Consider the following 17,244-nt stretch of genomic DNA (forward strand, 5'->3'; position numbering starts at 1 on the left):
AACCCGGGTTACTCCGCAGGCTGCGCACCCGCGCCCAGCTGCTCGACCACATATTTCGCGAGAGAACCCAACCGAGCCCGCTCCGGCATACGCGTCGGAACATCGAGAGCGTCCAACGGCGCCGAGGTGACCGGTCCGACGCAGATCGCGACGACGGGACCTCGTAGCGCAGTGAGGAATTCGTCGAGAAGGCCGTTGTCCTTGGCCGTCGACAACATCGATGCGACGGCCGGGGCGCTGGTGAAGGTGACGGCGTCGACATCGTGGTTCAGGATCTCGGCCAGAAGGTCGATCAGCGGCTGCTGATCGACCGGCCGAATCCAGCGATAGACGGGGATAGCGCGGACGTCGGCGCCGAGTCTGCCCAGGGCCTCGCTGAGGTGGATCGTCGGCTCCCACTCGGTGATGGTGCCGTGCAACTGGACGGCGACGTCCACGCCCGCAACGCCTTCCGCTGCAAGATGATCGGCGACTTCCTGGGATGCCTCGGTCGTCGGCGACCAGATCTCGCGGAGGCCGGCGCCGCGAATGGCGCCGCGCGCCTTGGGGCCTCGCGCGATGATGCGCGTGGACCCGAGGGCCGCCAGAAGTTCCTCACGGTTGCCCCAGCCCTCGGCCGCGTCGAGCCAGCCGCGGAAACCGATACCGGTACTGATGACCGTCAGTTCGGGAGGGCGTTCGATGAAGTCGGCGGTCTTCTCACGGAGATCCGAGTCGTCGAGAAGAGGGAGAACGTGAATCGCGGGGACGTGCACGGTCCGTGCGCCGCGGCGTTCGAGCAGCGCGGCGAACTCGTCCGCCCGCCGTTCGGCGGTCAGCGCGATCGTCTTCCCCGACAGTGGAGCCATGCCGGAAAGGATAGGCGCTCCGCACCTGTGCGTGCATAGTCGGACTCCTGCCCAACTATGCACGCAGGGGTGGCTATGCCGCGAACACGTCCGGATCAGGGCCGGTGCGGCCGTCCGGGGTGTCCAGCGCGTTGATCTGCTGAATCTCGTCGCTCGACAGCTCGAAACCGAAGACGTCGAAGTTGCTCGCGATGCGCGCCGGCGTCACCGACTTCGGGATCACCACGTTGCCGAGCTGGATGTGCCACCGCAGGATGACCTGGGCCGGGGTGACGCCATGCGCGTCGGCAATGGTTGCGAACGCCGGGTCGTCCAGAATCGTGCCGGAACCGAGCGGGCTCCACGCCTCGGTCGCGATGCCCTTCGACGTGTGGAACGCACGCAGCTCTTCCTGATTGAACCGCGGGTGCAGCTCGATCTGGTTGACGGCCGGAACCTCGCCGACCGCGTCGATCAGCTTCTCGAGCGTCGGGATGGTGAAGTTGGAGACGCCGATGGAACCGATCCGACCGTCGGCCTTCAGCTTCTGGAACGCCTTGAACGTGTCGATGTACTTGTCACGGTCGAGCTGCTGCCAGTGAATGAGGTACAGGTCCAGGTAGTCGAGTCCCAGACGGTCCATGCTGGCGTCGAAGGCGGTCAGCGTGGAGTCGTAGCCCTGATCGTCGTTCCACAACTTGGTCGTGACGAACAGCTCGTCGCGTGCGATGCCGGATTCCGCGATCGCCTTACCGGTGCCGGCTTCGTTCTCGTACACCTTCGCGGTGTCGATGCTGCGGTAGCCGACCTTCAGTGCCTCCGCGACCGCGTCGTACGCGCCGTCGTCGGGAACCTGCCACACGCCGAAGCCGAGCTGGGGAATCGCGTGCCCGTCGTTCAGCACGATCGTCGGAACAGAACTGGTCTTCGGTGAAAACGTCATACGAATGCCAACTCCCGAGGGGGTTTCTCTGTTCCCTGCACGCGATAATGACCGGTGTGACTGCAACGCTCCGCATCGACGATCTTTCTGCCTTCCACGGCGACCGCACCCTGTTCGCCGGGCTCGACCTCACGGTCACCGAGGGCGACGTCATCGGCCTCGTCGGCGCGAACGGTGCAGGTAAGTCGACGTTGTTGACGCTGCTCGCGGGCGTCGGAACAGCCGAGTTCGAGGGTGAGATATACACGAGCCCGCCCGACGCCACCGTCGGATATCTCGCGCAGGAGCCGGACCGCCTGGCAGGAGAAACCGTCGTCCAGTTCATCGGTCGCCGCACCGGAGTCACGGCCGCCGAACAGACGATGAACGACGCGGCCGAGGCGCTCGGTTCGGGCTCGGACGAGGACCTCTACACGCCCGCGCTGGAGAAGTGGCTGGCGCTGGGTGGCGCCGACCTGGCCGAACGGACCGAAAAGGTGCTTGCCGACCTCGGTCTCGCGGTCGACGGTTCTGCCCTGATGACGTCGTTGTCCGGTGGTCAGGCCGCGCGGGCAGGGCTCGCCGCCATTCTGCTCGCCCGGTACGACATTCTTCTGCTCGACGAGCCGACCAACGATCTCGATCTGGCGGGGCTCGAGCAGTTGGAACGGTTCGTCGTGGAAACGCGAGCGGCAATCGTCGTCGTCAGTCACGATCGCGAATTCCTTGCGCGGACGGTCACCGGCATCGTCGAGTTGGATCGGGGTCAGCGCCGCATCGACGTGTACGACGGCAGCTACGAGTCCTACCTCGCCGAACGGGAAATCGCGCGACAGCATGCACGGGAGAAGTACGACGACTACGCCGACACGAAGGCAGCGTTGGAGTCCCGCGCGCAGATGCAGCGGAACTGGATGGAATCCGGCGTCCGGAACGCGCGTCGCAAGGCAACGGACAACGACAAGATCAGCCGCAAGACACGCGCGGAATCCACCGAGAAACAGGCCGCGAAAGCGCGTCAGACACAACGGCGTATCGAACGGCTCGAGGTCGTCGAGGAGCCCCGCAAGGAGTGGGAACTGCGGATGGAAATCGCCGCGGCACCCCGTAGCGGCACCGTCGTCTCGGTGCTCGGTGGGGCAGTCGTGCGTCGGCCGGACTTCACGTTCGGACCCGTCACGACGCAGATCGAGTTCGGTGACCGTGTGCTGATCACCGGCGCGAACGGTTCGGGAAAGACCACGTTGTTGTCGGTACTACTCGGCAAACTGGTGCCCGACGAAGGAACCGCGTCGCTGGGCTCCGGCGTCGCGGTCGGTGAAATCGACCAGGCGCGAGGGCTGTTCACCGGGGCTGCGACCGTGGCCGAGTCATTGAGTGCCGCAGTTCCCGACTGGCCCGACGCCGATGTGCGTACGTTGCTCGCAAAATTCGGACTGCGGGGCGACGACGCGCTGCGGGCCGCCGATTCTCTGTCTCCGGGTGAGCGCACTCGCGCGGCCTTGGCCCTGCTGCAAGCGCGTGGCGTGAATTTGCTCGTGCTGGACGAGCCGACCAATCACCTCGACCTGCCCGCGATCGGGCAACTCGAACGGGCGATGGAGAACTTCGAGGGTACGTTGCTGCTGGTCACGCACGATCGCCGCATGCTCGACACCGTCCGCGCGACGCGACGGTGGGTCATGGACGGCGGTCGGTTGACGGAGGTGTGACTTCCCCGTCGGCATCGATGGACCGTGGCATCCGATAGACAGTTGCCGCGGTCCATCGATGCGTTGGAGCGTCGTCGAAGGTTGACAGATCGTTGGGTTCATACAACACTTCGTTCTATGAGCCCCAAGCGTGCGACCACGCTCCCGATTTACAACCGGGTGGGAGTTCTGCGAGCCGAACGCAAGATGAGCCGCGCGCAACTGGCCGAACTCGTCGACGTCAACCCACAGACCGTGGGGGCGCTCGAACGAGGTGACCACTACCCGAGTCTCGACCTGGCCATGCGCATCTGCGACGTCTTCGACCTCCCCATCGAGGCCGTCTTCTCGCGCACGGAGCTCGGACCACTCTCCGCCGAACTGTTCAGAAGGGAACCATGAGTACCCCGGACACGAACATCCTCAGCCGCTACCAGACCTATCGAACGCGGCGCTTCCTGGAGAACGACGCCAAGACGCGCCACTGGTTGCCGGGTTGGCGCACACAGCATCGCCGACGCGTTCTGGCCGTCGCCGTTCTGGCCACCCTGTTCGTTCTTCTCGTTCTGTCGATCTCCACCCTGTTCTGGAAGTGGGCGCCCCTTGCGTGGCTCCCGGCCACTGCAGCGTTCCTCGTCCTGTGGACGATCCTGCAGACCGTGTCCGGCCGTCACAGCGACGCACCCGTGGGAGCACTCGACGAGTGGGAAGTGGAGCAGCGCAACGAAGCTCGCTCCATCGGCCTGACGGTCACCCAAGGTACCGTTCTCACCGCCGTCATCGCGCTCGTCTTCCTGTCCACCGCCCTCGACAACGACCGCCTCGCCTACGCGGGCGGCCTCTGGACCCTGGTTGCCCTCCTGACCGGAATCTGTTCTCCCGCAATCATTCTTGCCTGGATAACCCCCGACCCCGATCCCGAAGATCTCTGAAAGAGGCACCATGAGCACCCTCACGATCGACGACATCTCGAAAAGGTACGGCGACAAGATCGCCCTGGATTCCCTGACCTTCGACGTTCGGCCGGGCGAGCTCTTCGGCTTCGTCGGCAGCAACGGAGCGGGCAAGACCACCACGATGCGCATCGTCCTCGGCGTGCTGTCGGCCGACTCCGGACGAGTTCTCCTGGGCGGCAATCCCGTCGACCTCGACGTCCGCCGAACCATCGGCTACATGCCGGAGGAACGCGGGCTCTACCCGAAGATGAAGGTCGGGCCGCAGCTGGCGTTTCTGGCCGAATTGCACGGACTGTCGTCGGCCGACGCGAAGGCCGCGGTCGCGCGATGGACCGAACGACTCGGCATCGCCGAGCGATTGAACGACACGGTCGACGCGCTCAGTCTCGGCAACCAACAGCGCGTTCAACTCGCCGCCGCACTCGTGCACGACCCCGCGGTACTCGTTCTGGACGAACCGTTCTCGGGCCTCGATCCCGTCGCCGTCGACGTCATGAGCGACGTGCTGCGAGAGAAGGCGTCCTCCGGTGTGCCCGTGATCTTTTCGAGCCATCAGTTGGATCTCGTGCAGCGGCTGTGCGATCGGGTCGGCATCATCTCCGGCGGTTCGATGAAGGCCGTCGGCACCGTCGACGAGCTTCGCGGGGCAGGTGACGCACAACTCCTCGTACACGCACCGGGCGCCCAGGAAGGCTGGGCCGACGCCATCGCAGGCGTCACGCCGATCGGTCATTCCGACGGGCGCACCATCCTGAGCGTCAAGAGCGGCGCCGACGACCAAGCCATCCTCCGCGCAGCGCTGGCCACCGGACCCGTGCACGAATTCTCCTTCCGCAAACCGTCGTTGAGCGACCTGTTCCGAGAGGCAGTGGCATGAGCCAACAGATGAGTTCGAGTCGCGCCATCGGATTGATCGCCAAGCGCGAGTTCACCGTTCAGGTGATGAAGAAGAGCTTCGTCATCAGCAACGTCATCATTCTCGCCGTCATCATCGGCGGCATCATCGCCTACTCCATCTTCTCCGGAGGTGACGACGAGGAACGTGACGTCGTCGGCGTCGTCGGCGATTCTTCGATCGCGTCCGTCCTCGAGCAGACCGGCACCGCCGTCGGAAGCCCGGTCGAGGTCCGCGAAATCTCCGACGCCGACACCGCGCGCGCCGACGTCGAATCCGGTGATGTCGCAGTCGCTCTCGTACCGGGTAGTGCAGGCGCCTACACCGCGATCACCGATTCGGAGCTCGAGGGAACTCTCCGCGCCGTCGTAGAAGGAAGCGTGCAGACGCAGGCGACCGACACCGCTCTCGCCGCGCAAGGCGTCGACCAGAACGCGTTGGCAGCAGCAGTGTCGCAGGCGACCGTGACGGTCGAGGCGATCGATCCTCCCGATCCCGAAGCGGGACAACGTGTTGCGCTGTCACTCGCCGCGGTGTTCGTGCTGTACGCGCAGATCATCGGATTCGGAATGTACGTCGCGATGGGCGTCGTCGAGGAGAAGTCGTCGCGTGTCGTCGAACTGCTGCTGTCGACGGTTCGGCCGCTGCAGTTGTTGTGGGGCAAGATCATCGGGATCGGCGCGGTCGGCATTCTGCAACTCGCGTTGTACGGGGCAGCGGGTGTCGGAGCGGGACTCGCCACCGGCACTCTCACCGTCACCGGAACGGCCATCACGGTCTTCGCCAGCACCCTGGGCTGGTTCGTCCTCGGTTTCGCGTTCTTCGCGGTGCTGTACGCGGCAGGCGGTTCGATGGTCTCGCGGCAGGAGGACGTCAATTCGACGACCATGCCGTTGCTCCTGCTGATCATGGCAATGTTCTTCTCCGCGTTCTACTCCGTCGGAGATCCCGAGAGCACGCTCAGCAACGTCCTGAGCTGGATTCCCCCGTTCTCCGCCGTCATGATGCCGCTGCGCATCGCGGCCGGTGTGGCGCCGGTCTATCAAGTCGTCGGCACGGTGCTCATCATGGCTGCCACCACCGCAGCCCTGGCCGTCGTCGCCGCGAAGATCTACCAGCGCTCGATCCTGCGGATCGGCAAGACCGTCACGTGGAAGGAAGCATTCGCCCGCTAAGCTCCAGTTCCATGAGCACGCGAACGTCCGCCGCCGAGATTCTCGATGCCATTCTCGACGGCGGATCGTTCGTGTCGTGGGATTCCCCGCCGCTCGACGTCTCCCCCGGCCCGGCCTACGCGGCGGACCTCGACAAGGCGCGGGAGAAGAGCGGCGTCGACGAGTCGGTTCTGACCGGACGCGGCATGATCGACGGTAGGCCGGTGGCCGTCGTCGCCTGCGAATTCGCCTTTCTCGCCGGATCCATCGGTGTGGCCGCCGCGGAACGGATCGTCACCGCCATCGAACGGGCGACGGCCGAGGGACTGCCGTTGATCGCGTCTCCCACGTCGGGCGGAACGCGTATGCAGGAAGGGACGCTCGCGTTCGTCCAGATGGTGAAGATCGCAGGCGCCGTCACCGTACACAAGAAGGCCGGACTGCCATACCTCGTGTACCTCCGCAATCCGACGACCGGTGGTGTGTTCGCGTCCTGGGGATCGCTGGCGCACGTCACGTTCGCGGAGCCCGGCGCACTGATCGGTTTTCTCGGACCCCGCGTGTATCAGGCGTTGTACGACAAGCCATTTCCCGACGGCGTCCAGACCGCCGAGAATCTGTACCACCACGGCGTCATCGACGGCGTCGTGCCGATCGACAGCCTCCGCCACTTGCTCGTACGTGCCCTGCGCGTCGTCACTGGTGAGACCGAGGTTCCCGCCGAGTTGGAACCCGCCCCGGCCGACATTCCGGAGCACTCCGCGTGGCATTCCGTCGAGGCATCCCGACGCGAAGACCGTCCGGGCGTCCGGGAGCTGTTGGAACACGCTGCGACCGAACAGGTTCCGTTGAGCGGCACCGGCCAGGGCGAGTCGGACACCACTATTCTTCTGTCGCTGTGCAGGTTCCGCGGAATCTCGTGCGTGGTGTTCGGCAACGACCGCAGCAGTCACAGCGTCACCGCAACCATGGGGCCGGCCGCACTCCGAGAAGCGCGTCGGGGAATGCGCTTGGCCGAGGAACTGGGCATTCCGCTGGTACTCGTCATCGACACGTTCGGTGCCGCACTGTCGAAAGAGGCCGAGGAAGGTGGTCTCGCACCCGAGATCGCGCGGTGCATCAGCGATCTCGTCACCGTGAACACACCGACCGTCTCGGTGCTGCTCGGACAGGGGACGGGAGGCGGCGCTCTCGCCCTGCTGCCTGCGGACCGGACGCTGTGTGCGCAGAACGCGTGGCTCGCGCCGCTGCCGCCCGAAGGTGCCAGTGCGATCGTCCACCGAGACACCGCCCACGCCCCCGATATGGCGGAGGCACAGGGCATTCGGTCGGTAGACCTGTTGCGTGACGGCATCGTCGACGCCATCGTCCCCGAGAACCCGGACGCGGCAGACGAACCCGTCGAGTTCTCGACACGCGTCGCCGGTGCGATCGCCCGCGAGCTACGTGAGATCGCGACCGGCGGAGCGGACCGCGTCTCGCTGCGTATGGAAAGGTACCGGCGGCTCGGAGTGCGGGATCAGAGCTAGCAGGTCGCCGGCGCGAACGTCCGACGGCAATGCGACCTTGCCGTCGCCGAACGCGAAGAACTCCCGTCCGGCCACCGAATGTCGATTGGCGACCTCGGCTGCAACACAGTCGCACGCGGCCGCGTCGACACGCACTGTTCCGGCGAGTACCGACCTCACCCGCGTGACGACGACGCCACCCAGCCGTGTCGGAGTTCCGTCGCAGTCGGCGAGATCCTCGACGCACACGCCGTCGACCATCAGGCGCCCCAGGTGAAAATGCGTCGCCGACGGCCAGATCGCCATGTCGAATCGGGACGGGCACGCGGCTCGGAGGGAGGGAAGCTGTTCGAAAAGGGTCACGTCGTCGAGTGTTCGTCGGGTTCGCCGCGGTTACCAGGTTTTTGACGAAACCCTTACGGACCAGCCGCGACTGGCTGCACAGTGTTGACGCGATACGGGCGGGATCCCGCCAGTTCGGCCCGACAATGTGCACTCAGTTGCGCGGAAGAGTACGACTGGACGAATTGATCGACTTCCGACGCCGCCGCACCACGGTAATGATCTCCTCGACGACGCGGTCGAGGTCGGCAAGCACCGTCGCGGCCGAATACCGCAGCACCAACCATCCTTCGAGGACCAAAGCGTTCTGCCGTCGGCGATCGTTGTTGAATGTCGCCGGATCGCTGTGGAACTCGCGCCCGTCGATCTCGACGATGACGCGGGCACGGAAGTCGACGAGGTCACCGTAGAACGGACCCACCCTCGCGTTGATCGCCATCCGAAAATTTCGGGCGGTCAAGGCACGCGCGACGATTCGCTCCGGTTCGGAGCGGGTGCCGGGGCAGCAGCGTCGAAGCTGTTCTCGAAGAGCCGCCATGCCCTTCATGCCGGCAGAGATATCGCAGATCTCCGCGACTCGTCGCCACGGAATCCGTGCGCCGATCGCAGCGTCGAAGAACTTCTCCAGTTCGGGCTTCGGCAGAACCGCAGCGACATCGACGAATGCCTGCTCGATCGGGACGATCCGAAATCCTCCATACGTTGCGACGGTCGGCAGCGTACGGCGATAGATACGCACCCAATCGGGGCACGTGATCGGCCCGACGGATCGATCGTGACATCGACGCGCTGCGGTTCGTAGTCGATCAGCCCCCAGAGCCACGCTGCGGTCGTGTGGCTGACCACCGCCTTCGGCTTCCACAACACGACGGCCCGGCACAGATCCATGTAGTCCGGCTTCTCGGTCGCATAGATCTCCGGAAGCAGACGTATTAGCTCCCCGGACTTCACGCGTCGCGAAATCGCACTTCGACTCATACCTGACGCAACCAGCTGTGCCGCTGTCGATACCCCCATGACGAACAACCGTCGCCTATGGAGACCCCCGGTGGTAGGGGCAATTTTCGTCCTGTGGACAACCCGCGACTGAGTGCACATTATCGGGCCAGGTGGGCGGGATCCCGCCAGTTCGGCCCGACAATGTGCACTCAGTTGCGCGTATCCGCAACTAGTGTGGTTTTCATGAGCGGCGAGTACCGGAAGAGCTTCGACAGCAGCATCACCGATCGCGAAGGGTTCTGGCTGGATGCGGCCCAGAGCGTCACGTGGGACGCGCCGCCGACCAGGGCGTACGACGGCGCGGGCTGGTTCCCCGACGGTCGGCTGAACACCTGCTTCAACGCGCTCGACCGCCACGTTCAGGCCGGTCACGGTGATCGGACGGCGTTGATCTACGACTCGGCGATGGTCGGCACCCAGCGTTCCTACACGTACGCGGAGTTACTGGAGTCGGTGGCCACGTTCGCGGGTGTCCTGGCGAAACACGGCGTCACTCGCGGCGATCGCGTGGTGCTCTACCTTCCGATGATCCCCGAGGCCGTCGTCGCGATGCTGGCGTGCGCGCGGATCGGTGCCGTGCACTCGGTCGTGTTCGGTGGATTCGCCGCCAAGGAACTCGCCGCGCGTATCGACGACGCGAAGCCGAAGCTGATCGTCACCGCGTCGGGCGGTCTGGAGCCGGGACGTACCGTCGAATATCTTCCGATCGTCGAGAAGGCCCTGTCTCTGTCCTCTCCGACGACGGTCATCGTCAAGAAACGCGACGAGATTCCCGCCGACCACGCCTGGCTCGACTGGGACACCGAGATCGCCGACGCGTCTGCCGCCGAACCGGTTTCGGTGCAATCCACCGATCCGCTGTACATCCTGTACACGTCGGGAACGACGGGTAAGCCGAAGGGCGTCGTGCGCGACAACGGCGGTCACGCCGTCGCACTGACGTGGTCGATGCGCCACATCTACGACGTCGGAGCAGGCCAGGTGATGTGGACGGCGTCGGACGTCGGATGGGTCGTCGGACATTCGTACATCGTCTACGGCCCGCTGCTCGCCGGTGCGACCACGGTTCTGTACGAGGGCAAACCCGTCGGAACTCCCGACGCGGGTGCGTTCTGGCGCGTCATCGCCGATCACGGTGTGCGAGCGCTGTTCACGGCGCCGACGGCTCTGCGCGCGATCCGCAAGGTCGATCCGCACGCGTCGGAACTCGAGAAGTACGACGTGTCGTCGCTCGAGACGCTGTTCGTCGCCGGCGAGCGCCTCGACCCCGATACGTACGAGTGGATCAGCCGCACGCTGAATCGTCCCGTCGTCGACCATTGGTGGCAGACCGAGACCGGCTGGGCCATCTGCGCCAATCTACGTGGGCTGGAACCTCTTCCGATCAAACCCGGGTCGGCGACCGTCCCCGTTCCCGGCTTCCAGGTCGAGATTCTCGACGCGACGGGCACTCCCGTCGAGGCGGGCACCGAAGGCAACGTCGTCGTGAAACTGCCGCTGCCGCCCGGCACGTTGGTGGGCCTGTGGAACGACGAATCACGGTTCCAGCGTTCCTATCTCGACACCTTCCCCGGCTTCTACCTCACCGGCGACTCGGGATACATCGACGCCGACGGGTACGTGTTCGTGCTCGGCCGTAGCGACGACGTCATCAACGTTGCGGGACATCGACTGTCGACGGGTTCGATGGAAGCCGTCGTCGCGAGTCACCCGGCCGTGGCCGAATGCGCCGTCATCGGCATCCACGACGACCTGAAGGGCCAGCGCCCGAGCGGATACGTCGTGCTGAAAGCAGGTGAGACGATCGAGGAAGACCAGCTGCGCGACGAACTGGTCGCGATGGTGCGCGATCAGATCGGTGCACTCGCCACGTTCCGTGACGTCACCGTCGTCGGGGCGCTGCCGAAGACCCGGTCCGGCAAGATTCTGCGCAAGACGATGCGTCAGATCGTCGCGGGTGAGGAGTACGGGGTGCCGTCGACCATCGAGGATCCGGCGGTGCTCGACGCGTTGGCGGAGCGGCTTCGCCGCTCGTGAGTGGGAATGTATACCCCTCTACACATTCGCACGCACGGGTGACGGCGTCGCCTACTGTTTCTCCTTATGACCGAGCTCGACACGCGCCCGAAGCCCGACCTCCTCGCTCTCGGCGCCGTCACGATCACCGTGCTGTCGTGGGCGTCGGCGTTCGTCGCGATCCGCGGCGTCGGAACGTCGTTCGGCGCGGGACCTCTCGCGCTCGGGCGTCTGCTCATCGGCACGGTCGCGCTCGGACTCGTCCTGCTCGTCCGGAGGACATGGGTGCGGCCGAGCAGAACACAGTGGCTGGAGATCCTCAGCGTCGGAGTGTTCTGGTTCGCGATCTACAACGTCGCGCTGAACGCCGCCGAGCAACGGGTCGACGCGGGCACGACATCGATGTTCATCCAGATCGGCCCGATCCTGGTGGCCCTGTTCGCCGGACTGCTGCTCGGCGAGGGCTTTCCGAAATGGCTCGTCATCGGTGCCGCCGTCGCGTTCGGTGGTGCCGTCATGGTCGGTGTCGTCACCGCCGTCACGACGACCGACACCACCAGGACCGACGCCGACGCCCTCGGCATCGCGCTGTGCCTCGTCTCGGCCGTCACGTACGCGATCGGTGTCCTGAGCCAGAAGCCGGTGCTCCGCACGATTCCCGGCCTGCAGGTGACGTGGATGGCCTGCGCGATCGGCGCGCTATGCACTCTGCCGTTCGCACCCGCGCTTCTGGGTGACCTGAGCCGCGCATCGGCGGGCGCCACCGGCGGACTGATCTACCTCGGCCTCGTTCCCACGGCACTCGCGTTCAGCACGTGGGCATTCGCGTTGTCACGCATGAACGCCGGCCGACTGGGCGTCACCACGTACGCCGTCCCGCCGCTGACTATTCTCATGGCCTGGGCGCTCCTCGGCGAGGTCCCGCACTACCTCGCCGTCCTCGGCGGAGTCGTCTGCCTCGTCGGAGTCGGACTGTCACGGCGGCGCTGATCGGGTCGTTCCCGCAGGCTTCACTCCCGCGGAGGTAGCGAGTTGAACCGCGCGATCGCCACCTGACGTTCGTGTCCGTGATCGACGATCGGCTCCGGATACTCCTTGGGCCGACCGCCTTTCAGGGCGTGCACCGCCTTGCCCTCGATGCCGCGCAACTCCGGTACCCAGCGACGCACGTAATCGCCTGCGGGATCGAACTTCTCGCCCTGCGTAATCGGGTTGAACACGCGAAAGTACGGTGACGCATCCGTTCCCGTGCCCGCGGTCCATTGCCATCCGTGCTGATTGTTGGCCAGGTCGCCGTCGACGAGCTGGTTCATGAAGTACCGGGCGCCGCGCCACCACGGCAGGTGCAGATCCTTGACGAGGAACGACGCGACGATCATCCGCACCCGGTTGTGCATCCACTTCTCGGACGCGAGCTGACGCATTCCAGCGTCGACGATCGGGAAGCCCGTGCGGCCTTCCTTCCACGCCTCGAACATGATGTCGGCGTGCTTGCCGGAGTCGACATCGATACCGTCGAACTTCTTGTCGTAGTTCTCTCGCGCGCTGTCCGGTCGCTGAAACAGTATGTCCGCGTAGAAGTCTCGCCACGCGATCTGCCGTCGATACGCGGCACTTCCTTCGCTGCGGAGTTTCGACAGGTCCTTCAGAATCGTGCGCGGATGAATGTTGCCGTACTTCAAGTACACCGACATGCGGCTCGTCGAATCGAGATCCGGGCGGTTGCGCTCGTCGTCGTAACCCTCGATCCGACCCAGAAACTCCTTCCACTCGTCGAGCGCCGCCTTCTCCCCCGCGGGCGCCTCCGACGCATCCTTCTCGGTCGGGATCTTCGCTCGTCGCGGAAGGCCTGACACGTCCGACGGGTCGAGCCACGTCGCGGTCTTCTCCGACGTCTCGGCCGGCCCGCGCCAACCGTGGTTCATCCACTGCCGGAAGTACGGCGAGAACACGCGATACGGCTCGCCGTTGTCCTTGGTCACTCGCCCCGGCGCGATGGCGTACGGAGAGCCGGTCGCGTGCAACGACACCCGCTTCCCGACACGTTCGTCCCGCTCCCGCCCGTACGGGCCGTAGTCGGCGCTGATGTGGACCTCGTCGGCGTCGACGGCTTTCGCGACCTTCGGCACCACCGTCGCCGGGTCACCCTTGACGACGAGCAGGCGTCCGTCCAACTGCTCGTCGAGCGCGGACAGGCTTCGGAACAGGAAATCGCGACGAGGACCACCCGACGGCTTCAACAGGGCGTCGTCGAGCACGAAGAGGCCGAGGACCGGGTCACCCGACGCCGACGCGGCACCGAGAGCGGGCAGATCGTCGAGTCGGAGATCGCGTCGAAACCACATGACAGACATGGCCCGATACATACCCGCCGGTTTCTCAGAGAAACGCCAATCTTGCTTCACAGTCGCCGCAGAATCGCCCCCTAGCTTGGGAAACACGCACGAACGAGAAGGAAAGGAGCACATCATGAAGACCACGCCGAGGTTCCCGGGAGCGCAGTCTCTGGTGAACAGCACCTGCAGTTTCGAGAAGTACTACGAGGCCCTGTACTCTCAGGCGCCGACGGTCGCCTGGTCGCTCGACACCGACGCGACGCGTCGTAGCGCCCTGGAGGAGTTCTTCGCACAAACGCCCGAGGAACGGCAGAAGACCGTCGACAGTTGGGCTGCCTAGGCACAATGGGGCTGTGTCCGAGACAGCACCGAGCAACCACGCAGCGCCCGAGAGCACCGCGACCGTCCTCGTCGTCGACGACGACGAGGACGTTCTGTCGTCACTGCAGCGCGGATTGCGCCTGTCCGGTTTCACGGTGATCACCGCGGTCGACGGCGCCGCCGCTCTGAGCGTCGTCGCCAGCCAGTCACCCGACGTCGTCGTCCTCGACATCAACATGCCCGTCCTCGACGGAGCGAGCGTCGTCAAGGCGCTGCGCGCGATGGGCAACGACGTCCCCATCTGCGTGCTCAGCGCACGCTCGTCCGTCGACGACCGCATCTCCGGCCTCGAGAACGGGGCTGACGACTACCTCACCAAACCGTTCGTCCTCGCCGAGCTCGTCGCCCGCGTCAAAGCAATGCTGCGACGACGCGCGGTCGCGCCGGTGGCTGAGCCGTCGGGTGGCGGTTCGTCGTCGGAAATCGTCGTCGGGCCGCTGTCGGTGGACATCCCCGGCTACCGGGCCCACAGTCAGGGCCGGGAGCTCGACCTCACCAAACGTGAATTCGAACTGCTCGCGGTGCTCGCACGGAACAAAGGAGTCGTCCTGACGCGTGAGCGGTTGCTCGAGCTGGTGTGGGGTTACGACTTCGTCGCCGACACCAACGTCGTCGACGTCTTCGTCGGATACCTGCGCCGAAAGATGGAGGTCGAGGGCGCATACCGCGTCCTGCACACGGTGCGAGGAGTCGGATTCGTGCTCAGGGACGCGTCGTGAGGCTGTCGTTGCGCCTTCGTGTCGCGGCCGCCACGGCGCTCGGCGCGACCATCGTCGTCGCGTCGCTCGCGGTCGTCACGTCGGTGGCCATCTCGCGCAACAACGTCAACCAGCTCGACGAACGGCTGACGACCGCGTCTCAGGCCCTGGTTCCGAACACCGCAGTGCTCGAAACGTTCCTGAACCAGCTGTCGTCGGCGTTCGCCGTCACCATCCGCACCGGTGACACCATCCGTGCATCCACCCCGATCCAACTGCCCGACCTGCCCGAAGGTTCGCAGACCGTCGACGTCGGCGGCCAGAGATTCCGCGTGTACACCACGACCACGACGTCGCTGATCGATCTGTCCATCGCCATCGGAGTGCCTGCGATCGAGGCGCAGCAGGTGACCGACGAGCAGCAGCGCCTCGTCCTGTTCATCGGACTCGGGGCGATTGCCGTGTCGACTGGCCTGGGGTGGATCTTCGGTGGTCGAGCGGTGAAACCTCTCGTGACGTTGACCCGCCAGGTGAGCGCCCAGCCGCCGTTACCTCCGGACACGAAGACCGGCGTCAAAGAGGCCGACGAGTTGGCGACGGCCATCGGCGGGATGTTGCAGCGCGTCAACGACGCGCAGGAACGCACCAACGACGCGCTCGCGACCGCCCGTGACTTCGCTGCGGTCTCGGCACACGAACTGCGCACGCCGCTGACCGCGATGCGCACCGACATCGAAGTGTTGCGGACCCTCGATCTGGAACGTGCGCAGCAGCAGGAGATTCTCGGTGATCTGGACCGAACCCAGGGTCGCGTCGAGACGACGCTCGGAGCGCTGGAGAAGTTGGCGTCGGGCGAACTGCAGGACGACAGCGACCGCGTCGACACCGACATCGTGGACATCTGCGACGTCGCAGCGCAGGACGCCATGCGTCAGCACCCCGATCTGACGGTGCGGATCGAATCCGAACCGTCGGTGACGATGCGCGGCTTTCCTGCGGGCCTGCGTCTGGCCGTCGACAACGCGATCGTCAACGCCATTCGCCACGGCGACGCGAAGACCCTCGTTCTCGCGATTCGCCGCGACGAGGGTCGCGTCGTACTCACCGTCGACGACGATGGAACCGGCGTGCCCGTCGACGAACGCGACGCGGTCTTCGAGCGGTTCTACCGGGGAGCGGCCGCCGCGAAGGGCGGGTCGGGTCTCGGACTCGCCCTCGTCGAACAGCAGGCTCAATTACACGGCGGCACAGCCTATTTCACCGACAGCCCGCTCGGCGGGGCCAGGTTGGTGATGGAACTGAGTGCGGCTGCGCCACCCGTGCGTGGGTAGTCGGCCTCTGGACCGACTATCCGCGCACGGGTGCGAAGCGCACTTATTTGACGTCGAGCAGATCGATCACGAACACGAGGGTCTTGCCGGACAGACGGTGGCCTGCACCTGCAGGACCGTACGCCAGCTCCGGCGGGATGGTCAGCTGACGGCGTCCGCCGACCTTCATGCCGGGGATGCCGTCCTGCCATCCCTGGATGAGACCCTGCAGCGGGAACTGGATCGACTCGCCGCGGTTCCACGACGAGTCGAACTCCTCTCCACTGTCGAACTCGACGCCGACGTAGTGGACCTCGACATTGCCGCCGGCGACCGCTTCCGCGCCGTCACCCTCGACCAAGTCGACGACGACGAGGTCGGTGGGCGGAGGGCCGGCCTGAAACTCGATAATTGGCTTCGTCACGGAACCCACCCTACGTCGTACAGGTCAGCCGATCGGGTCAGCCATGCGAATCACGTCGTATGCGCAGGTCAGCTCGTTGCCGGTAGTGGGGTCGGTCATCTCGACCTTCCACGTGTCGGCGAACTGGTCGACTCCGGGGTGCATCGAGATCGTGCCGGAGATCAGGATGGTGCCGCGCTTGAACAGGCCGCGCTCGCGCAGAACGTCGAGCCAGTACTTCGGAGCCAGCAGATCGCCGAGGGATCCGGTCTGAATCGGGGTATCACCGACCCATGCCTTCAGGGTGATGTCGTCGATGCGGTCGGCGACATCGGACAACCGCCACGCGCCGAGGCCGAGGACGTCGGGAGACGCGTTCTTGCTCCATGCGACGCTGTGGACCTCGAGGTCACGGTCGGTGTGATCGCAGGCGACCGTCAGCAGGACGTCGTCCTCGGAGTCGCCGAGAATCACGAGTGCCCACTCGGCCTCGCCGGACGTGCGGCCGTGCTGCACGTGAACGGTGTCGGTCTGCTGCGCCAGGTACGGCGAAATCGGGTACATCGCGGGAGTGACGGTCGGCGCAGGAACACCCAGTTCGGCCAGCTCGGCGATATGGTGCGCGACCTCTTCCTGGTTGCGGCCCGCGTATCCCGCGTTGAGAAGATTCAGTGGTTCGACGGTTTCGGTCGTGCCGTCGGGCAGCGTGAAAGTGAGCATGAGCCTAAGGACCTCTTCCCGTTACTTTTTTGTTTCCAATACGCCGAAAAGCTTGCGCATACGTCTTGTATACAGCAAGTATGGAG

General features: G+C 65.4%; 18 protein-coding genes and 1 pseudogene. 11 read left to right on the top strand and 8 right to left on the bottom strand.

The annotated features are described in order from the left end of the window. Positions 1-8: 8 nt before the first annotated feature. Positions 9-848 (bottom strand): uroporphyrinogen-III synthase, encoded by an 840-nt coding sequence (locus tag DK926_RS27010; RefSeq protein ID WP_243636735.1) that lies wholly within the window; start codon positions 846-848, stop codon positions 9-11. 73 nt (positions 849-921) lie between these two features. After that, on the bottom strand, positions 922-1,770 hold the full coding sequence (locus DK926_RS09800) for an aldo/keto reductase (RefSeq protein WP_068424652.1): 849 nt from the start codon (positions 1,768-1,770) through the stop codon (positions 922-924). Positions 1,771-1,826: 56 nt separating this feature from the next. Here DK926_RS09800 and DK926_RS09805 point away from each other — a divergent pair, with 56 nt between their 5' ends. The 6 genes from DK926_RS09805 (at position 1,827) to DK926_RS09830 (ending at position 7,974) form a co-directional block, all read left to right on the top strand. Then, positions 1,827-3,461, top strand: coding sequence for an ABC-F family ATP-binding cassette domain-containing protein (locus tag DK926_RS09805; RefSeq protein ID WP_114330318.1), 1,635 nt, complete (start codon positions 1,827-1,829; stop codon positions 3,459-3,461). A 117-nt stretch (positions 3,462-3,578) separates the two neighbouring features. After that, positions 3,579-3,842: a helix-turn-helix transcriptional regulator gene (locus DK926_RS09810; RefSeq protein ID WP_068424653.1), complete on the top strand. Its 264-nt coding sequence runs from the start codon at positions 3,579-3,581 to the stop codon at positions 3,840-3,842. Then, complete coding sequence (locus DK926_RS09815; protein ID WP_114330251.1) at positions 3,839-4,372, top strand: hypothetical protein; 534 nt, start codon at positions 3,839-3,841, stop codon at positions 4,370-4,372. Before DK926_RS09810 ends, DK926_RS09815 begins: the two co-directional genes overlap by 4 nt. Positions 4,373-4,382: 10 nt before the next feature. Further along, positions 4,383-5,273: an ATP-binding cassette domain-containing protein gene (locus tag DK926_RS09820; protein ID WP_114330252.1), complete on the top strand. Its 891-nt coding sequence runs from the start codon at positions 4,383-4,385 to the stop codon at positions 5,271-5,273. Then, on the top strand, positions 5,270-6,466 hold the full coding sequence (locus tag DK926_RS09825) for an ABC transporter permease (protein ID WP_114330253.1): 1,197 nt from the start codon (positions 5,270-5,272) through the stop codon (positions 6,464-6,466). The genes DK926_RS09820 and DK926_RS09825 overlap by 4 nt, the downstream gene beginning before the upstream one ends. Positions 6,467-6,477: 11 nt before the next feature. Further along, complete coding sequence (locus DK926_RS09830; RefSeq protein WP_114330254.1) at positions 6,478-7,974, top strand: carboxyl transferase domain-containing protein; 1,497 nt, start codon at positions 6,478-6,480, stop codon at positions 7,972-7,974. Here DK926_RS09830 and DK926_RS26455 read toward each other — a convergent pair. The 3 genes and pseudogenes from DK926_RS26455 to DK926_RS27255 form a co-directional block, all read right to left on the bottom strand. Then, positions 7,888-8,316 (bottom strand): hypothetical protein, encoded by a 429-nt coding sequence (locus DK926_RS26455; RefSeq protein WP_125833395.1) that lies wholly within the window; start codon positions 8,314-8,316, stop codon positions 7,888-7,890. The two genes, DK926_RS09830 and DK926_RS26455, sit on opposite strands and share 87 nt — an antisense overlap. Before the next feature lie 133 nt (positions 8,317-8,449). Then, on the bottom strand, positions 8,450-9,034 hold the full coding sequence (locus DK926_RS09840; protein ID WP_243636736.1) for a DUF559 domain-containing protein: 585 nt from the start codon (positions 9,032-9,034) through the stop codon (positions 8,450-8,452). Positions 9,035-9,247: 213 nt separating this feature from the next. Further along, a pseudogene (locus DK926_RS27255) lies at positions 9,248-9,393 on the bottom strand (hypothetical protein); the annotation flags it as partial. An 84-nt stretch (positions 9,394-9,477) separates the two neighbouring features. On the opposite strand from DK926_RS27255, the gene DK926_RS09845 reads away from it, so the two are divergent. Next, complete coding sequence (locus DK926_RS09845) at positions 9,478-11,331, top strand: propionyl-CoA synthetase (protein WP_114330319.1); 1,854 nt, start codon at positions 9,478-9,480, stop codon at positions 11,329-11,331. 66 nt (positions 11,332-11,397) lie between these two features. Then, on the top strand, positions 11,398-12,300 hold the full coding sequence (locus tag DK926_RS09850; RefSeq protein WP_114330256.1) for a DMT family transporter: 903 nt from the start codon (positions 11,398-11,400) through the stop codon (positions 12,298-12,300). A 20-nt stretch (positions 12,301-12,320) separates the two neighbouring features. Here the strand turns inward: DK926_RS09850 and DK926_RS09855 are convergent, their stop codons facing one another. Then, positions 12,321-13,664, bottom strand: coding sequence for a deoxyribodipyrimidine photo-lyase (locus DK926_RS09855; protein ID WP_114330257.1), 1,344 nt, complete (start codon positions 13,662-13,664; stop codon positions 12,321-12,323). Positions 13,665-13,779: 115 nt separating this feature from the next. Between DK926_RS09855 and DK926_RS09860 the strand changes: the two genes are divergently transcribed. Genes DK926_RS09860 through DK926_RS09870 form a run of 3 tightly spaced genes read left to right on the top strand, consistent with a single transcriptional unit; the run spans position 13,780 to position 16,056 of the window. Next, positions 13,780-13,986 (top strand): hypothetical protein, encoded by a 207-nt coding sequence (locus tag DK926_RS09860; protein ID WP_068426045.1) that lies wholly within the window; start codon positions 13,780-13,782, stop codon positions 13,984-13,986. Between the two features lie 13 nt (positions 13,987-13,999). Then, positions 14,000-14,746 carry a response regulator transcription factor gene (locus DK926_RS09865; protein WP_114330258.1) on the top strand — a complete coding sequence of 249 codons (747 nt, stop codon included), beginning with the start codon at positions 14,000-14,002 and terminating at the stop codon, positions 14,744-14,746. Next, positions 14,743-16,056 carry a HAMP domain-containing sensor histidine kinase gene (locus DK926_RS09870; protein ID WP_114330259.1) on the top strand — a complete coding sequence of 438 codons (1,314 nt, stop codon included), beginning with the start codon at positions 14,743-14,745 and terminating at the stop codon, positions 16,054-16,056. The genes DK926_RS09865 and DK926_RS09870 overlap by 4 nt, the downstream gene beginning before the upstream one ends. A gap of 43 nt (positions 16,057-16,099) precedes the next feature. On the opposite strand, the gene DK926_RS09875 is transcribed toward DK926_RS09870, so the two are convergent. Both DK926_RS09875 and DK926_RS09880 read right to left on the bottom strand, forming a co-directional pair. Further along, positions 16,100-16,459: an FKBP-type peptidyl-prolyl cis-trans isomerase gene (locus DK926_RS09875; protein WP_068426048.1), complete on the bottom strand. Its 360-nt coding sequence runs from the start codon at positions 16,457-16,459 to the stop codon at positions 16,100-16,102. A gap of 24 nt (positions 16,460-16,483) precedes the next feature. After that, positions 16,484-17,158, bottom strand: a complete 675-nt coding sequence (locus DK926_RS09880; protein ID WP_114330260.1) for a DUF2848 domain-containing protein — start codon at positions 17,156-17,158, stop codon at positions 16,484-16,486. Positions 17,159-17,244: the final 86 nt, after the last annotated feature.

Source organism: Rhodococcus sp. Eu-32 (genome assembly GCF_003336925.1).
Taxonomy (GTDB): Bacteria; Actinomycetota; Actinomycetes; order Mycobacteriales; family Mycobacteriaceae; genus Rhodococcoides; species Rhodococcoides kyotonensis_B.

What these genes read in the sequence shown, in the direction of transcription:
- DK926_RS09860 (WP_068426045.1), top strand. Translation starts at nt 13,780, where the DNA reads ATGAAGACCACGCCGAGGTTCCCGGGAGCGCAGTCTCTGGTGAACAGC.
- DK926_RS09850 (WP_114330256.1), top strand. Translation starts at nt 11,398, where the DNA reads ATGACCGAGCTCGACACGCGCCCGAAGCCCGACCTCCTCGCTCTCGGC.
- DK926_RS09800 (WP_068424652.1), bottom strand. Translation starts at nt 1,770, where the DNA reads ATGACGTTTTCACCGAAGACCAGTTCTGTTCCGACGATCGTGCTGAAC.
- DK926_RS09810 (WP_068424653.1), top strand. Translation starts at nt 3,579, where the DNA reads ATGAGCCCCAAGCGTGCGACCACGCTCCCGATTTACAACCGGGTGGGA.
- DK926_RS09820 (WP_114330252.1), top strand. Translation starts at nt 4,383, where the DNA reads ATGAGCACCCTCACGATCGACGACATCTCGAAAAGGTACGGCGACAAG.
- DK926_RS09855 (WP_114330257.1), bottom strand. Translation starts at nt 13,664, where the DNA reads ATGTCTGTCATGTGGTTTCGACGCGATCTCCGACTCGACGATCTGCCC.
- DK926_RS09830 (WP_114330254.1), top strand. Translation starts at nt 6,478, where the DNA reads ATGAGCACGCGAACGTCCGCCGCCGAGATTCTCGATGCCATTCTCGAC.
- DK926_RS09815 (WP_114330251.1), top strand. Translation starts at nt 3,839, where the DNA reads ATGAGTACCCCGGACACGAACATCCTCAGCCGCTACCAGACCTATCGA.
- DK926_RS09880 (WP_114330260.1), bottom strand. Translation starts at nt 17,158, where the DNA reads ATGCTCACTTTCACGCTGCCCGACGGCACGACCGAAACCGTCGAACCA.
- DK926_RS09825 (WP_114330253.1), top strand. Translation starts at nt 5,270, where the DNA reads ATGAGCCAACAGATGAGTTCGAGTCGCGCCATCGGATTGATCGCCAAG.
- DK926_RS27010 (WP_243636735.1), bottom strand. Translation starts at nt 848, where the DNA reads ATGGCTCCACTGTCGGGGAAGACGATCGCGCTGACCGCCGAACGGCGG.
- DK926_RS09845 (WP_114330319.1), top strand. Translation starts at nt 9,478, where the DNA reads ATGAGCGGCGAGTACCGGAAGAGCTTCGACAGCAGCATCACCGATCGC.